19 protein-coding genes and 1 tRNA gene are annotated in these 17,026 nt (G+C 68.8%); 8 read left to right on the top strand and 12 right to left on the bottom strand.

What is annotated here, in order from left to right; translation table 11 throughout:
* Positions 1-156 precede the first annotated feature (156 nt).
* The 4 genes from ATL45_RS17795 (at position 157) to ATL45_RS17780 (ending at position 2,462) form a co-directional block, all read left to right on the top strand.
* On the top strand, positions 157-1,272 hold the full coding sequence (locus ATL45_RS17795; protein WP_093157312.1) for a WD40/YVTN/BNR-like repeat-containing protein: 1,116 nt from the start codon (positions 157-159) through the stop codon (positions 1,270-1,272).
* Positions 1,269-1,568, top strand: coding sequence for a MoaD/ThiS family protein (locus ATL45_RS17790; RefSeq protein WP_093157313.1), 300 nt, complete (start codon positions 1,269-1,271; stop codon positions 1,566-1,568). Before ATL45_RS17795 ends, ATL45_RS17790 begins: the two co-directional genes overlap by 4 nt.
* Before the next feature lie 169 nt (positions 1,569-1,737).
* Positions 1,738-2,043: a hypothetical protein gene (locus ATL45_RS17785; protein ID WP_170210266.1), complete on the top strand. Its 306-nt coding sequence runs from the start codon at positions 1,738-1,740 to the stop codon at positions 2,041-2,043.
* 143 nt (positions 2,044-2,186) lie between these two features.
* Positions 2,187-2,462 (top strand): hypothetical protein, encoded by a 276-nt coding sequence (locus tag ATL45_RS17780; RefSeq protein WP_093157315.1) that lies wholly within the window; start codon positions 2,187-2,189, stop codon positions 2,460-2,462.
* A 118-nt stretch (positions 2,463-2,580) separates the two neighbouring features.
* Here the strand turns inward: ATL45_RS17780 and ATL45_RS17775 are convergent, their stop codons facing one another.
* Positions 2,581-2,898, bottom strand: coding sequence for a hypothetical protein (locus ATL45_RS17775; RefSeq protein WP_177242051.1), 318 nt, complete (start codon positions 2,896-2,898; stop codon positions 2,581-2,583).
* Positions 2,899-3,176: 278 nt separating this feature from the next.
* Complete coding sequence (locus ATL45_RS39690; RefSeq protein WP_246025407.1) at positions 3,177-3,749, bottom strand: hypothetical protein; 573 nt, start codon at positions 3,747-3,749, stop codon at positions 3,177-3,179.
* A gap of 151 nt (positions 3,750-3,900) precedes the next feature.
* Between ATL45_RS39690 and ATL45_RS17765 the strand changes: the two genes are divergently transcribed.
* Positions 3,901-4,296 carry a hypothetical protein gene (locus ATL45_RS17765; protein WP_121505359.1) on the top strand — a complete coding sequence of 132 codons (396 nt, stop codon included), beginning with the start codon at positions 3,901-3,903 and terminating at the stop codon, positions 4,294-4,296.
* Between the two features lie 289 nt (positions 4,297-4,585).
* Here ATL45_RS17765 and ATL45_RS17760 read toward each other — a convergent pair whose 3' ends face one another.
* Positions 4,586-4,990, bottom strand: coding sequence for an SSI family serine proteinase inhibitor (locus tag ATL45_RS17760; protein WP_093157320.1), 405 nt, complete (start codon positions 4,988-4,990; stop codon positions 4,586-4,588).
* A 711-nt stretch (positions 4,991-5,701) separates the two neighbouring features.
* Between ATL45_RS17760 and ATL45_RS17755 the strand changes: the two genes are divergently transcribed.
* Entirely contained in the window at positions 5,702-6,016 is a 315-nt protein-coding gene (locus ATL45_RS17755; RefSeq protein ID WP_093157321.1) for a hypothetical protein, read from the top strand.
* A 189-nt stretch (positions 6,017-6,205) separates the two neighbouring features.
* On the opposite strand, the gene ATL45_RS17750 is transcribed toward ATL45_RS17755, so the two are convergent.
* From ATL45_RS17750 to ATL45_RS17710, 9 genes are all read right to left on the bottom strand, one after another.
* Positions 6,206-6,502: a hypothetical protein gene (locus ATL45_RS17750; RefSeq protein WP_093157323.1), complete on the bottom strand. Its 297-nt coding sequence runs from the start codon at positions 6,500-6,502 to the stop codon at positions 6,206-6,208.
* A gap of 278 nt (positions 6,503-6,780) precedes the next feature.
* Positions 6,781-7,104, bottom strand: coding sequence for an RICIN domain-containing protein (locus ATL45_RS38895; RefSeq protein ID WP_170210265.1), 324 nt, complete (start codon positions 7,102-7,104; stop codon positions 6,781-6,783).
* Between the two features lie 418 nt (positions 7,105-7,522).
* Positions 7,523-7,888, bottom strand: a complete 366-nt coding sequence (locus tag ATL45_RS17740; protein WP_093157326.1) for a hypothetical protein — start codon at positions 7,886-7,888, stop codon at positions 7,523-7,525.
* Between the two features lie 75 nt (positions 7,889-7,963).
* On the bottom strand, positions 7,964-9,097 hold the full coding sequence (locus ATL45_RS17735) for a sensor histidine kinase (protein ID WP_093157327.1): 1,134 nt from the start codon (positions 9,095-9,097) through the stop codon (positions 7,964-7,966).
* The gene (locus tag ATL45_RS17730; protein ID WP_246025406.1) at positions 9,094-9,843 is read right to left on the bottom strand and encodes a response regulator transcription factor; all 750 of its coding nucleotides are present in this window, start codon (positions 9,841-9,843) and stop codon (positions 9,094-9,096) included. The genes ATL45_RS17735 and ATL45_RS17730 overlap by 4 nt, the downstream gene beginning before the upstream one ends.
* A gap of 260 nt (positions 9,844-10,103) precedes the next feature.
* Complete coding sequence (locus ATL45_RS17725; RefSeq protein WP_093157330.1) at positions 10,104-13,073, bottom strand: arabinosyltransferase domain-containing protein; 2,970 nt, start codon at positions 13,071-13,073, stop codon at positions 10,104-10,106.
* Between the two features lie 484 nt (positions 13,074-13,557).
* Positions 13,558-13,632 (bottom strand) — tRNA-Val (locus ATL45_RS17720).
* 70 nt (positions 13,633-13,702) lie between these two features.
* Complete coding sequence (locus ATL45_RS17715; protein WP_093157332.1) at positions 13,703-14,011, bottom strand: SH3 domain-containing protein; 309 nt, start codon at positions 14,009-14,011, stop codon at positions 13,703-13,705.
* Between the two features lie 186 nt (positions 14,012-14,197).
* On the bottom strand, positions 14,198-15,418 hold the full coding sequence (locus tag ATL45_RS17710; RefSeq protein ID WP_093157333.1) for an NADP-dependent isocitrate dehydrogenase: 1,221 nt from the start codon (positions 15,416-15,418) through the stop codon (positions 14,198-14,200).
* 192 nt (positions 15,419-15,610) lie between these two features.
* Here ATL45_RS17710 and ATL45_RS17705 point away from each other — a divergent pair, with 192 nt between their 5' ends.
* Both ATL45_RS17705 and ATL45_RS17700 read left to right on the top strand, forming a co-directional pair.
* Positions 15,611-16,438 carry a metal-dependent hydrolase gene (locus ATL45_RS17705; RefSeq protein WP_093157334.1) on the top strand — a complete coding sequence of 276 codons (828 nt, stop codon included), beginning with the start codon at positions 15,611-15,613 and terminating at the stop codon, positions 16,436-16,438.
* A 144-nt stretch (positions 16,439-16,582) separates the two neighbouring features.
* On the top strand, positions 16,583-17,011 hold the full coding sequence (locus tag ATL45_RS17700) for a DUF8711 family protein (RefSeq protein ID WP_093157336.1): 429 nt from the start codon (positions 16,583-16,585) through the stop codon (positions 17,009-17,011).
* Positions 17,012-17,026: the final 15 nt, after the last annotated feature.

Genomic DNA, 17,026 nt, shown 5'->3' with positions numbered 1-17,026 from the left:
GTCTGACAACAGCGGGCAGCGGTGAAAAACGCGCCCGGAGCAGGTCTACCTGGGCGGAACGACCGCGCGAGATGCGCGTGAACGGAGTAGACAGTACCCCCGACCGATCCAACCGGGCCCGAACAGCCGGGCCGAAGAGCTTCCAGGGAGCTAGCGATGAGTCGCGTCCGAGTACTCGTGGGCACCCGCAAGGGTGCGTTCGTCCTGACCGCGGACGGCAAGCGGCAGGAGTGGGACATCAGCGGGCCGCACTTCGGCGGCTGGGAGCTCTACCACCTCAAGGGCTCCCCCGCCGATCCCGACCGGATCTACGCCTCGATGTCGCTGGGCTGGTTCGGCCAGCAGATCCAGCGCTCCGACGACGGCGGCCGGAGCTGGCAGCCGGTCGACAACCACTTCGCCTACGAGGGAACGCCCGGCACCCACCAGTGGTTCGACGGCAGCCAGCAGCCGTGGAAGTTCACCCGCATCTGGCACCTCGAACCGTCGCCCACCGATCCGGACACCGCCTACGCCGGAGCCGAGGACGCCGCCCTGTTCCGCACCACCGACGGCGGGCGGAGCTGGCACGAGCTGCCCGGCCTGCGCCAGCACGGATCGGCCTCCGGCTGGCAGCCCGGCGCCGGCGGCATGTGCCTGCACACGATCATCCAGGCGCCGGACGACGCCAACCGCTTCTACACCGCCATCTCCGCGGCGGGCGCTTTCCGCACCGACGACGGCGGCCAGACCTGGAAGCCGATCAACCGCGGCCTGCGCTCGGAGGGCATCCCGTCGCCGGATGCCGAGGTCGGCCACTGCGTGCACCGCCTGGCCGTCCACCGCGATCGCCCGGACGTGCTGTTCATGCAGAAGCACTGGGACGTGATGCGCAGCGATGACGCCGGCGAGTCCTGGTACGAGATCAGCGGCGATCTGCCGACGGACTTCGGCTTCCCGATCGACGTGCACGCGCACGAGCCGGACACCGTCTACGTGGTGCCGATCAAGAGCGACGAGCAGCACTACCCGCCGGAGGGCAAGCTGCGCGTGTACCGCAGCCGGACCGGAGGCGGCGAGTGGGAGCCGCTGACCGACGGGCTGCCGCAAAGTCATTGCTACGTCAACGTTCTCCGCGATGCGATGGCGGTCGACGCGCTCGACGAGTGCGGTGTCTACTTCGGCACCACCGGCGGCCAGGTCTACGCATCGGCCGACGCCGGCGACAGCTGGCGGCCGATCGTCCGCGACCTGCCGACGGTGCTCTCCGTGGAGGTGCAAACGCTGCCATGATCCGCGTCCGGCTCCCCAACCACCTGCGCACGCTGGCCGGGATCACCGACCGCGAGGTCGTCCTCGACCTCGACGGGCGACCGACGCAGCGCACGGTGCTCGACGCACTGGAAGCGCGATATCCCGTGCTGCGCGGCGCTGTTCGCGACCGCGAGACGCAGCAGCGCCGCGCGTTCATCCGCTTCTTCGCCTGCGAGCAGGACCTCTCGCACGAATCACCGGACTCCCCGCTCCCGCCGGAGGTCGCCGCCGGTGCGGAGCCGTACCTGATCGTGGGCGCCATGGCCGGGGGCTGAGCCGACTACTTAAACGAAAGTGTGGTCGGCCAACGCGCCCCGGCGTGTTGGCCGTGCATTCGATCATGCCGGTGGAAGGTTGTCCGCGTCTCACGCGGCCGGGTCCGAAGGACGGGACCCACGGCCGTTTCGACGCAGAACGGCAATCAGTCAGATCGGAGTTTCCCAAGTGCGCACCACGATTCGTGTCCTCCTCGCCGGCGCAGCCGCCACCGGGCTGCTCGCGATGGGCGCCAGCCCGGCGCTCGCCGCGAAGGACAAGAAGTCCGACGACGACTCGACCGTCACCGCCGCCGCGGAAGGCGGCAACGGCGGTCACGCCGGCAACGGCGGTTTCGGCATCAACGTCTGCCCGGCGATCGGCCTGCTGGCCAAGGCCGAGGCCAGCTGCGGCGCGGGCAACGGCGGCAGCGCCGACGGCGGCGACGCGGACGCCTACGCCGAGGACGACAGCCGGGACGACGAGGAAGAGTGAGCTGCCCCGTGCCAACCCCAACCAACCGCACCTCAGGGCACCTTCGCTCAACCCAGCCCCGAGAGATCCTCGAACGCAAGACCGCTCCCCCGAACGCGACCACCACTGCGAACCGCGGACGAGCGGGACTGCGAGGCGGGGCGGTGACCACGTTCCGCCTGCTCGGCAGTGCCGCCGTGCTCGGTCTCGGTGTGATCGCTCCGAGCCTCGTCATCGCTCCCGACGGCCTCGCCGAGTCCTCCGCCGATGCCGAGCGCGGCACCGCGGGCAGCCCCGGCGAACAAGGCCGCGGGCTGGGCGTCTGCCGGCTGCTCCAGGCCAGCAACCCGATCACCATCGAGTGTTCGGGCGGGACGAACGGTTCGAGCGCCGACGGTTCCGAGTCGGTCTCCGCCCAGGGCGGCGACGAGGACGACTGAACGGCGGTGCTTTCCGCGCCCTGACACGAGAATGGGTCGGCTTCCCGGGGGGAGCCGACCCATTTCCGCTGCGGGGCCCGGGTGCGGACAGTGCGAACCAGCACCCGGGTCGCAACGCTTACTTGCTGCGCTTGTACACCCTGTCCTTGCTGTCGTCCTCGGCGTAGGCGTCGGCGTCGCCGCCGTTGGCGCTGCCGCCGTTGCCCGCGCCGCACTCGGCAGAAGCCGGGGCCAGCACACCGATCGCCGGGCAGACGTTGATGCCGAAGCCGCCGTTGCCGGCGTGACCGCCGTCGCCGCCTTCCGCGGCCGCGGTAACCGTGGAGTCGTCGTCGGACTCCTTGTCATTCTTCGCCGCGAAGGCCGGGGACGCCGCCAGAGCGAGCACTCCGGCCACGGACAGACCGGCGAACAGGACACGCACAGTACTGCGCACTGCATGACTCCAATCGGATTGGGAACCAGTGCCGTCAGGCTCTCCGCACCTCTCCGGCGGAAACAACCCGGACCGACGCGTGGACCTTCCCACCGGAACCCGCAGGGCGAGCACACCGACATGCGAAGCGCAGCGTTGATCACCCGTAGGAGCGAACGATCTTTCCCGTCACGGTGCCGAAAAGACCGGGAAACTTCAGGAAAAATGAAGTATGCCGACCCGCGCGAAGCGGATCGGCATACTTCGTCAACCAGACGCTACGGCGTTGCCCGCCGTCGTCAGTCGTTCGCCGCGACGGAGGTGGCGTCGCCGCCGACACCCGCGCCACCGTTACCGGCCGACGCGTTCCCGCCGTCACCGCTCGACAGGATGCTCAGGCCGCTGAGGACGTTCACGCCCAGGCCACCGTTGCCGCCCTGACCGTTGCCACCGTAGGCCTGGGACGACGCGTGGTCGTCGCCCTTGCCCTTGCCGTGCCCCTTGCCGCCGCCGGCGAAGGCGGGCGAGCCGATGGCCAGCACGGTGGCGCAAGCAGCAGTGACACCGATGAGACGAAGCGAAGTACGCATTTTCCTTGGACTCCCATCCATGACCGGATCATCACCGGTCGGCAGTAATCCCGAGTATTTCCCGGGATTTGGGGGTGCGCCGACCGGCACGACATACGTTGCCATCGATTCCGCGTGTTCCGCATTTCCTGCCACACCAAAGAGGATCACCCGCCACCCGGGCGGCTGCGCGATCACACTGCGTCGTTCAATGCATCGTTCATCAAGAGCGCAACTCAACTGATCAGATGAAGAAACTCGCCTGCCGCAACAAAGATCACGAAGTAAGATCGCCCCGATCACGAAACGATCAAGGACGGATCACGGGGCTTTCGCGACGAAGCAAGCACTTTCGCGCGAACTCGGCGTGAACGGTTTCGCCGTGCGCGCCGGGCGGTGCACCCCTAGCGTTCCTTAGCGATCCCGGCACGGAAGTACCGCGAGGAGGAAGATCATGGGAATTCACCGCGAGGCAGCAGTCTTTCTGGCCGCGTTGGGAGCGCTGGCGGCCAGCGGCCCGGCGTTCGCCGCACCGGCTGGGCCCGCCGGGCCACCGCTGCGCGTCGAGGTGGGTCAGGTGCAGTGCCTGCGCCTCGACTCGCCGATCATCCCGGCACACCTGCGGCAGACCTACCCGACGGTCGAGCTGAGGATGCGCAGCACGGCCAGGGACGACCAGCGGGTCGGCTACTCGGTCGCGGTGGACGGAACCGAGCGCGCAGCGGGCGAGGTCGCCGGCAGCGGAACGTCGGTCAACGCCATCAGCATCGACAACGGCCGGGATTCCCGGCTCGTCGTCACCAGCGGCGGCGCTGTCGTCGTCGACCGGGTGCTGACCGGTCGCTGCTGATCCGGCACGACGACGCGAATCGGGGAGCAGACCGCGGGTCTGCTCCCCGATTCGCGTTGTGACCGGGTTCTTCTCCTCTCACACCGAATTCCGGAGCGACGAGTGGTGGTGGCTCCACCTCGCGGTGGAGCCACCTAGAACGAGGCGCAGGCGGCTCGCCGGGCTGAGTCACGCCCGGCGCTCGAGCCCGCCTTGGCTCCGACCCGTGGAGTGCGCGAGGGGGGCCCACGGGGCAGCGGCTTTCACGCCTCGTTCCTTGCCGTTCGCGGCAAGCCTGGGAATGCGCCGGTCAGAAGTCGAAGAGCACGCCGGTGCGTGCCTTGAGCGAGCACGAATTGGCCGCCGACAGCCGGAATTCCACCGGCTTGCCCCGCCAGTTGCCCTTCGCCTCCGCGCTGACGCCCCGACGGTCCTTCGTGCAGTTGCTCGCGGTGCGCGCGTCCAGGCGCTGGAAGTTCCCGTCCACGAGCTGCAGCTGGTGGCACGCCGCGACAGCCTGCGGGTGGTCGCCGCCCACCGGATCGCAGTGCAGGGTCACCGACCTGGTCTGCTGGTTCGTCGCGGTGACCGACAACGTCACCGTGCTCTGCCCCGCGGTGTTTCCACCGGCAGCCGCAGCGACTCCGGGAACCAGCACTGCCACCGCGCACGCCACACCCGCTGCGGCCCGGCCGAGCAACCGAATTTCGGACATTTCGCGTCATCCTCCGTCCGAGCGGAAAAGAAACCCTTTTCTTCTTTACCGCACCGCAGACGATCGCTCCGGGTGAGCAAGAAATGATCACCGATCGAGCGGCCCCGATCCGGTGATCGCAACTAACCGCCGAACGGCAGGCCCGATCTCCGCGCCTCCGCAGTCCTTCGACAGGACGACGGCCACCCCGACCCAGCGGCGGGTCCACCGCGAAAACCGACTCCCGGTAAGCCGAATTAACCCGATGGCGGCGCCGCTCGACGGCATCCGGCAGGTTTCGTATCGACAAATCAGCAGTTCCGCGCCGCCTCCTCGTGCGGCGCACGAGCACGCACAAATCGAATACATCCGACCCGGAACAACCCACGGTCATCAATCTGATCACTGCCACGGTGACCACGGCCCGGGCGAGTGAACACATCAGAGCGGCACCGCAGGGGCGCGGCTGCGGACGGCGAACACCCTGGCCCGGTCGGCGGTCATCAGCGCGAAATGACCAACGGAATATTCACGTTCTCGATCACCAAATGAGGTGAGAACCGATATTTCCGGGTTGCACGCCGTTCCAGGCGCGCTATGTTTTTGGCAGTCCCGCTGCTGCGGGATTTTTCAAATCCCGACCAGGACCCCGCACGGCCGATGCATACCACATTGCTGTGCGGATTCCATCCGTCGCCATTCACAAAAGTCATTATGAAAGGGATTTTCGACATGCGTTCTGCCAAGCGCGTCATCGCTGCCACCGCCCTGGGTCTGCCGCTGCTGTTCGGCGCTTCGGCCGTGGCATTCGCCGACGGTCACCACGGCGACGGCAAGCCCTGCCACTCGAAGAAGTGCCACGGCGACGTCCAGAAGCAGGAGCAGGACCAGGAAGCCAGCACCGAGCAGGAGAACACCAACTACTCCCCGATCTACCAGTTCCAGGTCGGTAGCAAGGGCGAGCAGAACGCGGTGAACTGGGTCGACCAGACCAACGCGAGCTCCACCGAGCAGAACGCCGGCCAGTACGCGGAAGACGAGGACTGAGGTCGCCACTGACCGCCACTGAGTCAGCACAGTGGTAATGACTGCTTGGCCCGGCGAAACTGATCGCTGGGCCAAGCAGTTCGCATGCTGAGCGCTTCTCACCACGGTTGTTCACCGGACCGGCCGCTGGCCGCGACCGGCACCGCCGCGCAGAACTAGCCGGCGAGACTCATCCAGCCGAGCCGCGAATCAGGATTCGTCCTGGATCGCGGCTTCGTTCTGCTCGGTGTCGTTCTCGTTGCTCTGGTCGACCCAGTTCACCGCGTTCTGCTCGCCCTTGCCGTTGTTGATCTGGGTGATCGGCGAGACGTTGATGTTGTTCTGCACCGTGTAGTTCTGCGTCTCCTGCGACTGCACCTGCTTCAGGATTTCCGACGCCTTCGGCGGCCGGGACTTGCCGTCGGCGGCCAGCGCCGGGCTCGCGACACCCAGCAGCAGTGGCAGCCCCAGAACCGCCGCGGTGACCACGCGCTTAGCAGTACGCATCAATTGATTCCCTTCATTGCACTGCACTTCCGAATTACCGGGAGGGCATCGGCAGGAATATGCCAATGGATTTCCGGTCGCCCCGCTCGGTCGACGGGCAGCAGAAACCTATCGGGAAGTGCGGACTCCGCCCCGGCAGCGACACCAGTGATCACACCAACCGGTGACTCGACGCGGACACGGCGAAGCCCGCTGGTCCGGCACGACCGCGCCGGGCCAACGGGCTTCAGAGCCGACTGGGGCGGAAATGGGAGCGCCCCGGGTAATGCGGGCAGAACTCAGTAGTTCAGGCGGAACACCGCGTTGGGGGTGTCCTGCGAGTCGTACGGGCGAACGCCGAGGAACAGCTGGGTGCTGCGGTACTCGTCAGTGCTCGCGACGACCGCCAGGTGCGGCGTCGAAGCCGGCGTGATGACGAAGCCGTCCCAGCGGTGGCTGAGGCTCCACCGCTGCGCCTCGTCCCACTTGTTGCAGGGCGCGGTGAAGACCGCCGCGTTGGGCTCCAGCAGGCTCTCCGCGCACTGGTTGGAGGCCATGTTGCGAATGGTGACCGTGCCGTCCTCCTGCCGTTCGACGTTCCACTGGGCGCGTGCGCCCAGCATGTGGAGCGGCTGCTTCGTGCTTTCGACAGCCGGGCCAGAGGACTGGACCCAGTGCGCCCCGTTGGCGACGTTCGTGATTTCCGTGGAGTAACCCCACTCGGCTTGCGCCGAGGCGGGCATAGCCGGAGCCATCGCGAGCGTAGCCATGGCACCAAGAGCACCCAGCATCCAGCGAGCGCGCATCATAACCTCCATGCAAGGAAATTTCGGGTGTGGACGGCGATTTCGGACGTCCGGTTAGATCTCTACCAGCGCCGTCGGGAAATCTCGCATCGAGTCATCACAACGAGTGGTTGCCAGCGGCTATCGGTAACGACGTGGTGATCGAATCGGATATCAGTCCCCAGTGGACTTTCCCAATCGTGTTACCGCACAACGAGAATGTGACTCTCATTCACGGAAATCGCGCGTCCGCGGATCAGAGGTCGGGAAGCGGATCCGGCGGGAAGTCCCGCGGCGAGGTGATCTCCGCGTCCGCGGCGTTGACCACCGCGACGTACTCCTCGTCGATCTCGTAGTCGATGCCGTCGATCCGGAAGCAGGGCGAGGGCAGCATGTCCACCGGCCCGAGCACGGTGCTGCGCGGCAGCCGCGCGAGGACCGACTTCGGCCGCTTCCTGGACCAGAAGCCCGTCGAGAGCACGGTGATCGCCTTGCGGCTCACCACGACCAGCACGCTCGGCTGCACGCTCATCAGGACGTCGGCGGGCAGCACGTAGCGGATCTCGTCGTCCTCATCGAGGAACGTCCGGATCCGCTTGCGCACGGCCTCGGAGACGGGCATGGCGCGACAGTACCAACCCCGGATGACAGCGAAGCGGAGTTCAGCGCAATTCAGGGCCGCATCACGGACGCCCGCCTACTGGGCTGAAAGCGGGAGGCGGACTTCGAAGCAGCAGCCGCCCGGAACGTTGCGGACCGACACCGTTCCGCTGTGCGCGTGCACGAGGCCCTGCACGATGGCCAGACCGAGGCCGCCACCACTGCTGCCGAACGTCCGCTTGTCCTCGCCCCGCCAGCCCATGTCGAACACCGAGCCCAGGTCGGCTTCCGGGATCCCGCCGCACTCGTCGCTGACCGAGACCGCGGCCCAGCCGGCGGTCGCGCGGATGTCGACCGTCACCGCCGAGCCTTCCGGCGCGTACCGGATCGCGTTGCCCAGCAGGTTGTTGAACACCCGGGTGATGGCCCGGTCGTCGACGTCGACCACGACCGGCTCGATCGTCCTGGCCCGCAGATCGATCCCGCGCTCACCGGCCACCACTCCGAGCGCGGCCACCTCGTCGCTGAGCAGGTCGTCCAGCGCCACTTGCCGCGGGTTCAGGTTCAGCACGCCGGACTGGATCCGGGAGAGCTCGAACAGGTCGTCCACCATCCCGGAGAGGATCTCGGTGTCGGCGCGGATCTTCCCGCAGTAGTCCTGCAGATCGTCCACGACGCCGTCCTCAATGGACTCGGTGACGGCGCGCAGCCGGGCCAGCGGGCTGCGCAGGTCGTGCGAGATCCACGCGACCAGCTGGCGGCGGGACGCGTCGAGCGCCTGCTCACGGCGGCGGGATTCGGCCTCGCGCCGCCGGGACTCCGCGAGCTTGTCGCTGGTGATCCAGAGCTCGCGCGCCAGCTCGGCGAACTCGGCGCTCGGCAGGTCTTCCGGTTGCCGGAACCGCTGCTGCAGGCCGAGCGAGCGGGTGGCGTCGGCCAGCCGGCGGCTGCCGTTCATCACCGACCGGCCGAGCAGCAGCCCGATGCCGATGGCCACCACCCCGGCGATCAGCACGACCGCGAGCACCACCCCGGCGGGCAGCTCCGCCGAGCGCTCCAGGAGCACTGCGGTCACGGTGCTGGTGTTGATCGCGGCGACGGTGATGATGATGACCGCCACCAGCGAGTAGCCCACCGGGTAGTTGCGGAGCAGCCGCAGGACGACCAGGCCGATGAGTCCGACGCCGAGCGATTCGCACACCGTGATCAGTGCGATCAGCGCCAGGTTCATCGTCCGTCGGCCCCTGGGAGGTCGAACCGGTAGCCGACGCCCCACACCGTCTTCAGCAGCGCCGGGCGGGACGGGTCGTCCTCGATCTTCTCCCGCAGCCGCCGGACGTGCACCGTCACGGTGGAGGCATCGCCGAAGTCGTGCGACCAGACCTCGCGCATCAGCTCGTCGCGGCGCACCACGCGGCCCGCGTTGCGGAGCAGGAACGCCAGCAGCTCGAATTCCTTGACCGTCATGCCCAGCTCGCGGCCGGCCTTGCTGACCACCCGCGCCGTGCGGTCCACCATCAGGTCTCCGGCGCGGAGCACGTCATCGGCCGGGGCCGGTGGCACGGCGGCCGTGCGGCGCAGCACGGACTGGACCCGCAGCACCAGCTCGCGCGGGCTGAACGGTTTGGTGAGGTAGTCGTCGGCGCCGGATTCCAGGCCGCGCAAGCGGTGCTCCTCCTCGCCGAGCGAGGTCAGCATGATGACCGGGACCTGGCTGGAGGCGCGCAGCTCGCGCAGCACCTCGATGCCGTCGAGGCCCGGCAGCATCACGTCGAGCACGACCAGGTCCGGCGCCATCTGCCGCGCCAGTTCCAGGCCCATCGCGCCGTCCGAAGCGTGCACCGGCGTGCACCCCGCCCGGTTCAGGTAGCCCGTGACCACCTGGGCGACCGTGAGATCGTCCTCCACGACCAGGATCCTCGGAGCGCCGGACTGCCCGTTCATGCGGTGGTCCGGGCCTCGATCAGCCTGCGTCATCCTTCGAACCCGCTTCTCCCGGTCGACTTTCCCGCCACAGTATCCGCTCGGACACGCGGCGTGTAGGGGGCCGGGCGGCGGCGAAGTGCGGGCGGAGAACCGCTCTTCGGCCCCGGCAGGAGCAGTGCGTCGCGACATCGGCAGAGCTCTTTTCCGGGAAGTGCTGGAGCAACCCCCGGTTCATATCCCGGTGCCGGCCGATCTCCGCCACCGGCAAGCGCTTTGGAGAACTGCGGGGAAGGACGACTGCCCGAAGGGGCTCACCGGTCGACGTCGGGCTTCTGCACTCCGGCGTTGCGCGCGATGACCGGGTAGTCGTTGTCGGCCAGCGTCGGCAGCCGCGTCCAGCCCCACCTGGTCTCCTGCGACACGGTCAGGTCGTAGCGGCCCACCGGGTGCTGGTAGCGGACCACGAACACGTTGCCCCACGGCAACCGCGGCGGGCCGCCGGGAAGTTCCGCGGCCAGCCGGGTCTGCGTCCACTCCCTGGTCGGCTGCATCCAGGCGCCGCCCCACTCCAGGTAGCTGATGTTGTCCAGCCACTCCGGCGGCAGCCCTTCGTCGGCGGTCAGCCGCACCGCCGGGGTGTCGGTGATGCCGTGGCGGATGCCGACCTGGTCGACGCAGGGCCACAGCGGCGCGTTGATGTGGTTGGCCAGCACCGCGCGGCCGCTGGTGAGCTCGGTGATCGGGCGGGATTCGGTCGTCTTCGGTTCCGCGACCGCCAGCCAGGACCGCGCTCCGGTCACCTGGTCGGTCGCGACGACCCGCACCGACTGCGCTCCCGCCGGGATCGGCGTCGCGAGCTGCTGCCACTCGCGCAGCGCGGACCGGCGCAGCTCCGGGTGCAGCTGCTGCTCGACGACCCCGCCGGCAGCGGCGAACTCGACCTTCAGCCCCTGGCCCGAGAGCAGCCCGGCCACCGGCACCGTCACGTGCGTGCCCTGGCCGGACAGCGGGTACCAGCCGGTGACCAGCTTGCCGACGCCCGGTGTCGTGCCGTCCGGGCGGTCGGTGTTCCAGATCGTCGTGGGCTCCGACCACGGGCCGGTCGGCAGCACGTTGCCGACCTGGAAGTCACCGGCGAGCTCCGGCTCGCTCGGCGCGCCGAGCCGCCCGGACGGCAGCTGCACGCGGACATCGCTGGCCAGACCGCAGCCGTCGCCGAAGAGGGTTTGCGCACCGGAGCGCGCGATCGTCCAGCCCGGGGCCTGGCCGATCGGCGCGTAGCTGAACAACGCGATCATCAGCAGCACCGCGCCGACCGACGCAGCGCCCAGCACCGCGCGGTCCGGGCCCAGGCGCACCGGCCGGCCGTGGCGGCGGCGCCACTTCGCCCAGCCGAACGCCACCACCGCGACTCCGATCCACAGCAGCGGATTTCGCAGGTAGAGCGGGCCGATGTGCGGTTCGAGGTTGTTGGTCTGCGAATCCCGGTTGAGGTGTTCGCCGAAGCGCTGCCCGGCGTCGGAGAACGGTACCCACCAGTTGTCCCCGGCGAAGCTCAGCGACACCGCGCCGATGATCAGCATCAGGCTCGCGCCCACGACCACCGGTCCGGCGCGTCGCGGCAGCGGCGAGCGCAGCAGCGCCGCCGCCAGCAGCACCGTCGGCGCGGCGGCCACCGCGTGGAAGTGGCTGACCCACTTCGTCGGGCTGAACGCGATCAGCACCAGCGCGATCGCGGTGGTGATCGCGCTGGTGAGCAGCAGGCGGCGGATCGGGTCCCGGCCCATCCCGCCGCGTCCGCTGGCCAGCGCCACGACGGCGACGATCGCCAGCGTCAGCAGCACCGGCAGCCGACGCGCCCAGCCTGCCGTGTTGAGCATCGTCTTGTAGTGCTCGAACTCCTCGTACCAGGGGAAGGACAGGTAGTACCAGCGGTGGACGTCGGTCGCCTCGAGGACGTCGCCCAGGGTCGCGTCGGCGAAACCCACCGGCACCACGACGGTCGCCGACGCCACCGCCAGCAGCACCGCGGCGATCCGCCCCGACCAGGGCTGGCGGCGCAGCCAGCGCAGCAGCCACGGCAGGCACAGCACCAGCGGCGCGGCCGCGACCAGGCCGGACGGCGAGACCGTCATGGCCAGCGCCGCGAACATCGTCGCCACCGCCAGCGCACCGATCGAGTGCCGCAGGTTCGCGGCCTCGGCGAAGAGCAGCGCCGCCGCCGCGAAGACCACGATCAGCGGTTCCGGGCGCAGCGACATGCCGTAGGACAGGAACCAGACCAGGTGCGCGACCAGCAGCGCCCAGGGCACCGCGCGGAGGTGGGCGGCGCGGCCGAGCAGGGTGGCGAGGACGATGCGCAGCAGCACCCAGGTCACGATCCCGCAGAACATCGGGACCAGGCGCATCCACCAGAGCGACCAGCCGCCGAGCTCGCCCCACCACTGCAGCAGGTATTGGCTGGCCACGAACGGGTTCTCCGTCGTGTTGAACATGTAGACGAAGTTGCCGAGGTAACCGGATTCGCTCGCGTTGCGAGCCATCATCAGGTACCAGCCGTCGTCCATGTTCACCGGCCCGAGCAGCACCCACGCCGCGGCGACCAGCACCAGCACCGCATCGGCGGCGGCGAAGCGGGGGATCGTCAGGCCGCGCATCGACTGCCTGCCGCGCCACCGCCGCCAGGCCAGCACCAGCAGCACGATCAGGCACGCCGCATGCGCCAGCAGGAGCGCGATCTTCAGCGCGGTGGGCGAGGATTCGTAGCGCGCGTCGGTGTGCAGCGCGACTTCGAGGCCGTCGGTCGAACCGGTGGTGGACAGCTCGGAGACCTGCGGCGGCAGCAGATCCGGCCGGGACACCAGGAGCGCGCCGTCCCGGGAGATGCGGATGCCGCCGGCGTCGGCGACCACCTGGTACTCGCACGTCGCGCGCAGCGGATCGGCGAGGATCTCGCTGCCGTCGACCAGGAAGCGCGCTCGACCTGCTTCGGCGGTCGCTTCCAGGCCGGGATTGTCCGGGGCGTGCGTGCGCAGCGCCGCGCCCGCGCTGGTGCGCAGCGTTTCGCACGGGATGGTGGCGGTGAAGTCCAGCGGCCGGTACGGCGAGAGCGGCAGCACCGTCGACGGTGTCGGGTCACCGGCGCGCGGCCAGGTGACCAGCGGTGCGTCGGCCTTCACCGGCGCGAGCACGGCAAGCACTCCGAGCAGGAGCGTCAACCCGGCCAGCGCGGCCAGCAGACCGTTGCCGCGCTGACCGCGGTCGTGCGGATTCGACGGCACGCCGCTGCCTCATTCTGGGGATCCGGGGAAACGGGAGGTGTTCACCGACCGTTCTCCCGGTCGCGATACCCCCGTGTCCCGCCTGCCGAAGATCGGGACCTCGGCGAGTCTACGCCGAAAACCGGTGCGGTGTCCGCAATTTCGGAGCCGACTGCTTCGGACTGCCCGAGGCGGACGGCATTCGGCGAGGCCGGGGATAGCACCACCACGAACTTCTCCGGTGTCCGACGTGCCCAGCGGCCAGCTCGGCGGCATCAGGAGTGCCGCCGTTCTCCCACGTCCACGGTGGCACGCACACCGGAGCGAAAGCGGTTCGCCGGCGCGGATTTTGCCCGGACTTCCGTCCTGCTCACCCCTCCGGCACCGCGGGAGATCCGCACGACGAACAGCCGCGGGCAGCGCGCGACAAGCCGGAGTGGCCGATCAGCGACCACAAATGGAAAACCCCCGTCGACGTTGAGCGTCGACGAGGGTTTCCCGCAGCTGGTGCGCGATACTGGGATTGAACCAGTGACCCCTACCGTGTCAAGGTAGTGCTCTCCCGCTGAGCTAATCGCGCGGGGCGGTGTTGACCGCGTGCCGTAGAGCTTAACGGAACCCCGATCGCGGCTTCGCACCACCCCGGGCAATCACGGTGCGCAGCTGCTCCCCGGCGCCGGGAGCAGGAACTGCTGCGCCGCCCAGCGGCCGCCGCCGAGCTCCCGGAAGCCGTCCACGACGTTGGGCAGCGCCTCCACCTGCTCGCCCTGCCGCAGGGCGCCGACCTTGCCGTCCGCGGCGTTGGGCCCGGAGCGGACGTTGAGCACGTCGGCGGCGACGTGGAAGGCGCAGGGCTCGGCGACTTCGGGGGCGCTACCGGCCTGGTTCGCGCTCATCAAGTAGATCGCGCCGATCGCACCGGCACCGACGAGCAGCAGTGAGCGGGGCACGAAGAACACGGCAAACCTCCTGGTCAGGCACTACACCCCAGCTTCAGCGCCGACCCGGCCCGGCGGAAACCGAAGCACCCCTCAGCACGCCCCGTTCAACAGCCCGTGTGTCACCCGTGCGCAGGCAGTAGTCCCGGTGGAAAGCGAAAACGCCGCCCCCTGGTGGGAGCGGCGTTCGCGTTCAGCTGCCGAAGGTCAGCCGTTGGCCATCTTCTTCTGCAGGTTCTCGTCCAGCGTCGCGAGGAACTCCTCGGTGGTCTGGTACTGCTGGTCGCCGCCGACGAGCAGCGCCAGGTCCTTGGTCATCTTGCCGCTCTCGACGGTCTCGATGACGACCCGCTCCAGGGTGTCGGCGAAGCCGACGACCTCGGGGGTGGAGTCCAGCTTGCCGCGGTGCTGCAGGCCCCGGGTCCAGGCGAAGATCGACGCGATCGGGTTCGTCGAGGTCGGCTTGCCCTGCTGGTGCTGGCGGTAGTGGCGGGTGACCGTGCCGTGCGCGGCCTCGGCCTCCACCTTGCCGTCCGCGGTCATCAGCACCGAGGTCATCAGGCCCAGCGAGCCGAAGCCCTGCGCCACGGTGTCGGACTGGACGTCACCGTCGTAGTTCTTGCAGGCCCAGACGTAGCCGCCCTCCCACTTCAGGGCGCTGGCGACCATGTCGTCGATCAGCCGGTGCTCGTAGGTGATGCCCTTGGCGTCGAACTCGGCCTTGTACTCGGCGTCGAAGATCTCCTGGAACACGTCCTTGAACATGCCGTCGTAGGCCTTCAGGATCGTGTTCTTGGTCGACATGTAGACCGGGAAGTTGCGCTCCAGGCCGTAGCGGAACGACGCGCGCGCGAACTCCTCGATGGACTTGCGGTAGTTGTACATGCCCATCGCGACGCCGCCGTCCTCACCGAACTTGGCGACCTCGAACTCGATCGGCTCGCTGCCGTCCTCCGGCGTGTAGGTCATCGTGACGGTGCCCGGGCCGGGGACCTTGAAGTCGCTGGCCTTGTACTGGTCACCGTGCGCGTGACGGCCGATGACGATCGGCTTGGTCCAGGTCGGCACGTAGCGCGGGATGTTGGAGATGACGATCGGCTCGCGGAAGATGACGCCGCCGAGGATGTTGCGGATCGTCCCGTTCGGGCTCCGCCACATCTTCTTCAGGCCGAATTCCTCAACCCGGGCCTCGTCCGGGGTGATGGTGGCGCACTTGACGCCGACGCCGTGCTTGGCGATCGCGTTCGCCGCGTCGACGGTGACCTGGTCGTCGGTGGCGTCCCGGTGCTCGATGCCGAGGTCGTAGTAGTCGAGGTTGATGTCCAGGTAGGGGTGGACCAGCTTGTCCTTGATGAAGGACCAGATGATCCTGGTCATCTCATCGCCGTCGAGCTCGGCTACGGTGCCCTGGACCTTGATCTTGCTCATGTGGCGGGGTGCTCCTCTCGCGAGAATGCAAGCGGTACGAGCGTACTGCTATCGGGTTCGATTGTGCCCTCTGGCCCGCGCCGACCACCACCCGTATCCGCGCGCGATGCGCCACTGTTCGGCGCGTCGTCCTCGTGTCGTGATCTTCTTCTAGGCTCGACCACCGACGCAGGCGATCAAGGAGGGGGCGGCGTGGCGACCGGACCGACGCACGCGATGAGCGGCTTGGCCGCATGGGCGGCCGTGACCGCCCTGGCCGATTCGCACGCGCTGGGGCAATTATCCCCGAAGACCTGGGTGGTGGGGGCCACGCTGGCCTCCGGTGCGGCACTGCTGCCCGACATCGACCACCCGAAGTCGACCGTGGCCAGCACCTTCGGCGCCATCTCGCGCGGGGCGTCGGCCGGGATCAGCGGCTTCAGCGGCTTCCTCTACCGCCTCACCCGCACCAAGCGCGACAGCGATCGCGAGGGCACCCACCGCGGTTTCACGCACACCGTGGTCTTCGCGGTGCTCGCCGGGCTGATCACCACGGCCATCGTGCAGACCAGCGAGAGCGCCGCGGTCGCCATCCTGATGTTCTTCTTCGCCGGCCTCGCGGTCCGCGGCATCATGCACACCTGGTCGTCGAGCTCGGACGCGATCCTGATCACGGTGGCATCGCTGCTGCTCACGGTGGCCTGCTGGGCGTGGGCGGGAGACCAGCCGACCAACCCGGCGGCCTTCGGCGTCGCGGTGATGATCGGCTGCATCGCGCACTTCATCGGCGACGCGATCACCGAGCAGGGCTGCCCGATGCTGTGGCCGGTGCCGCTGGGCGGCAAGACCTGGTACCCGGTGGCCCCGCCGAAGCCGATGCGGATGCGCACCGGCGGCAAGGTGGAGATGGCGCTGATCGGCCCGGGCCTGACCATCGCGGCGGTGGTGCTGAGCTCGGTGGTGCTCTACCGGATCGGCGCGGCGCCCTGGCTCGCCCAGCTCGACCTGCCGCCGGAGGTCATGGCGTGGATCAACCTGTGATCTCCGGATCGCCCGTGGCCCGCCGCGCGAAATGATCGCCGAAAATCTCGGAGGACACGACATTTCGCCCATCAGGTGAGCGACGGCCGATAGGGTACAAGAGAGGCGCCGCTGATCGGCGCCTCTTGGAGCCCCGGAGGGAAGATGCGAGCTCGAAAGAAGTTCGTGGCAGTGGCGCTGTCGCTGCCGGTGCTGGTCGGCCTGGCCGCGTGCGGCCAGGTGCAGGAAGCGCAGCAGGGCCTGGAGAACGCCAACGAGCAGCTCCAGAACGCACAGGAGAGCCTCGACACCGCGAACGCCTGCCTGCAAGCGCTCAACGTCGCGAGCTTCATGCCCAACTTCGCCGACCCGGAGCAGGCCAAGGCCGACGCCCAGGCCAAGGTCGACGAGCTCGGCCAGCTGGCCGAGAAGACCGCCGACCAGACGCTGCGGCAGAACCTGCTCGACGTGCAGCAGTCGGTGCAGCAGGTCGCCGAGGGCCGGATCGACCTGGACGCCAGCGCCGACTGGGCCACCGCCCAGCTGGAGAAGTACCAGGAGGTCGCCACGACCTGCTCGAAGGTCGGCGGCTGAGCACCCTCCGCACCC

The organism is Saccharopolyspora antimicrobica, from assembly GCF_003635025.1.
Classification (GTDB): Bacteria; Actinomycetota; Actinomycetes; order Mycobacteriales; family Pseudonocardiaceae; genus Saccharopolyspora; species Saccharopolyspora antimicrobica.
Note: the sequence above shows the minus strand (reverse complement) of the source record. Positions and strands in the feature narration are given on the sequence as shown.

Excerpts from the sequence above, each read along its gene's own strand:
- ATL45_RS17795 (WP_093157312.1), top strand. The coding sequence starts at position 157 with ATGAGTCGCGTCCGAGTACTCGTGGGCACCCGCAAGGGTGCGTTCGTC.
- ATL45_RS17790 (WP_093157313.1), top strand. The coding sequence starts at position 1,269 with ATGATCCGCGTCCGGCTCCCCAACCACCTGCGCACGCTGGCCGGGATC.
- ATL45_RS17765 (WP_121505359.1), top strand. The coding sequence starts at position 3,901 with ATGGGAATTCACCGCGAGGCAGCAGTCTTTCTGGCCGCGTTGGGAGCG.
- ATL45_RS17760 (WP_093157320.1), bottom strand. The coding sequence starts at position 4,990 with ATGTCCGAAATTCGGTTGCTCGGCCGGGCCGCAGCGGGTGTGGCGTGC.
- ATL45_RS17755 (WP_093157321.1), top strand. The coding sequence starts at position 5,702 with ATGCGTTCTGCCAAGCGCGTCATCGCTGCCACCGCCCTGGGTCTGCCG.
- ATL45_RS17750 (WP_093157323.1), bottom strand. The coding sequence starts at position 6,502 with ATGCGTACTGCTAAGCGCGTGGTCACCGCGGCGGTTCTGGGGCTGCCA.
- ATL45_RS38895 (WP_170210265.1), bottom strand. The coding sequence starts at position 7,104 with ATGCTGGGCGCACGCGCCCAGTGGAACGTCGAACGGCAGGAGGACGGC.
- ATL45_RS17740 (WP_093157326.1), bottom strand. The coding sequence starts at position 7,888 with ATGCCCGTCTCCGAGGCCGTGCGCAAGCGGATCCGGACGTTCCTCGAT.
- ATL45_RS17735 (WP_093157327.1), bottom strand. The coding sequence starts at position 9,097 with ATGAACCTGGCGCTGATCGCACTGATCACGGTGTGCGAATCGCTCGGC.
- ATL45_RS17730 (WP_246025406.1), bottom strand. The coding sequence starts at position 9,843 with ATGACGCAGGCTGATCGAGGCCCGGACCACCGCATGAACGGGCAGTCC.
- ATL45_RS17710 (WP_093157333.1), bottom strand. The coding sequence starts at position 15,418 with ATGAGCAAGATCAAGGTCCAGGGCACCGTAGCCGAGCTCGACGGCGAT.
- ATL45_RS17700 (WP_093157336.1), top strand. The coding sequence starts at position 16,583 with ATGCGAGCTCGAAAGAAGTTCGTGGCAGTGGCGCTGTCGCTGCCGGTG.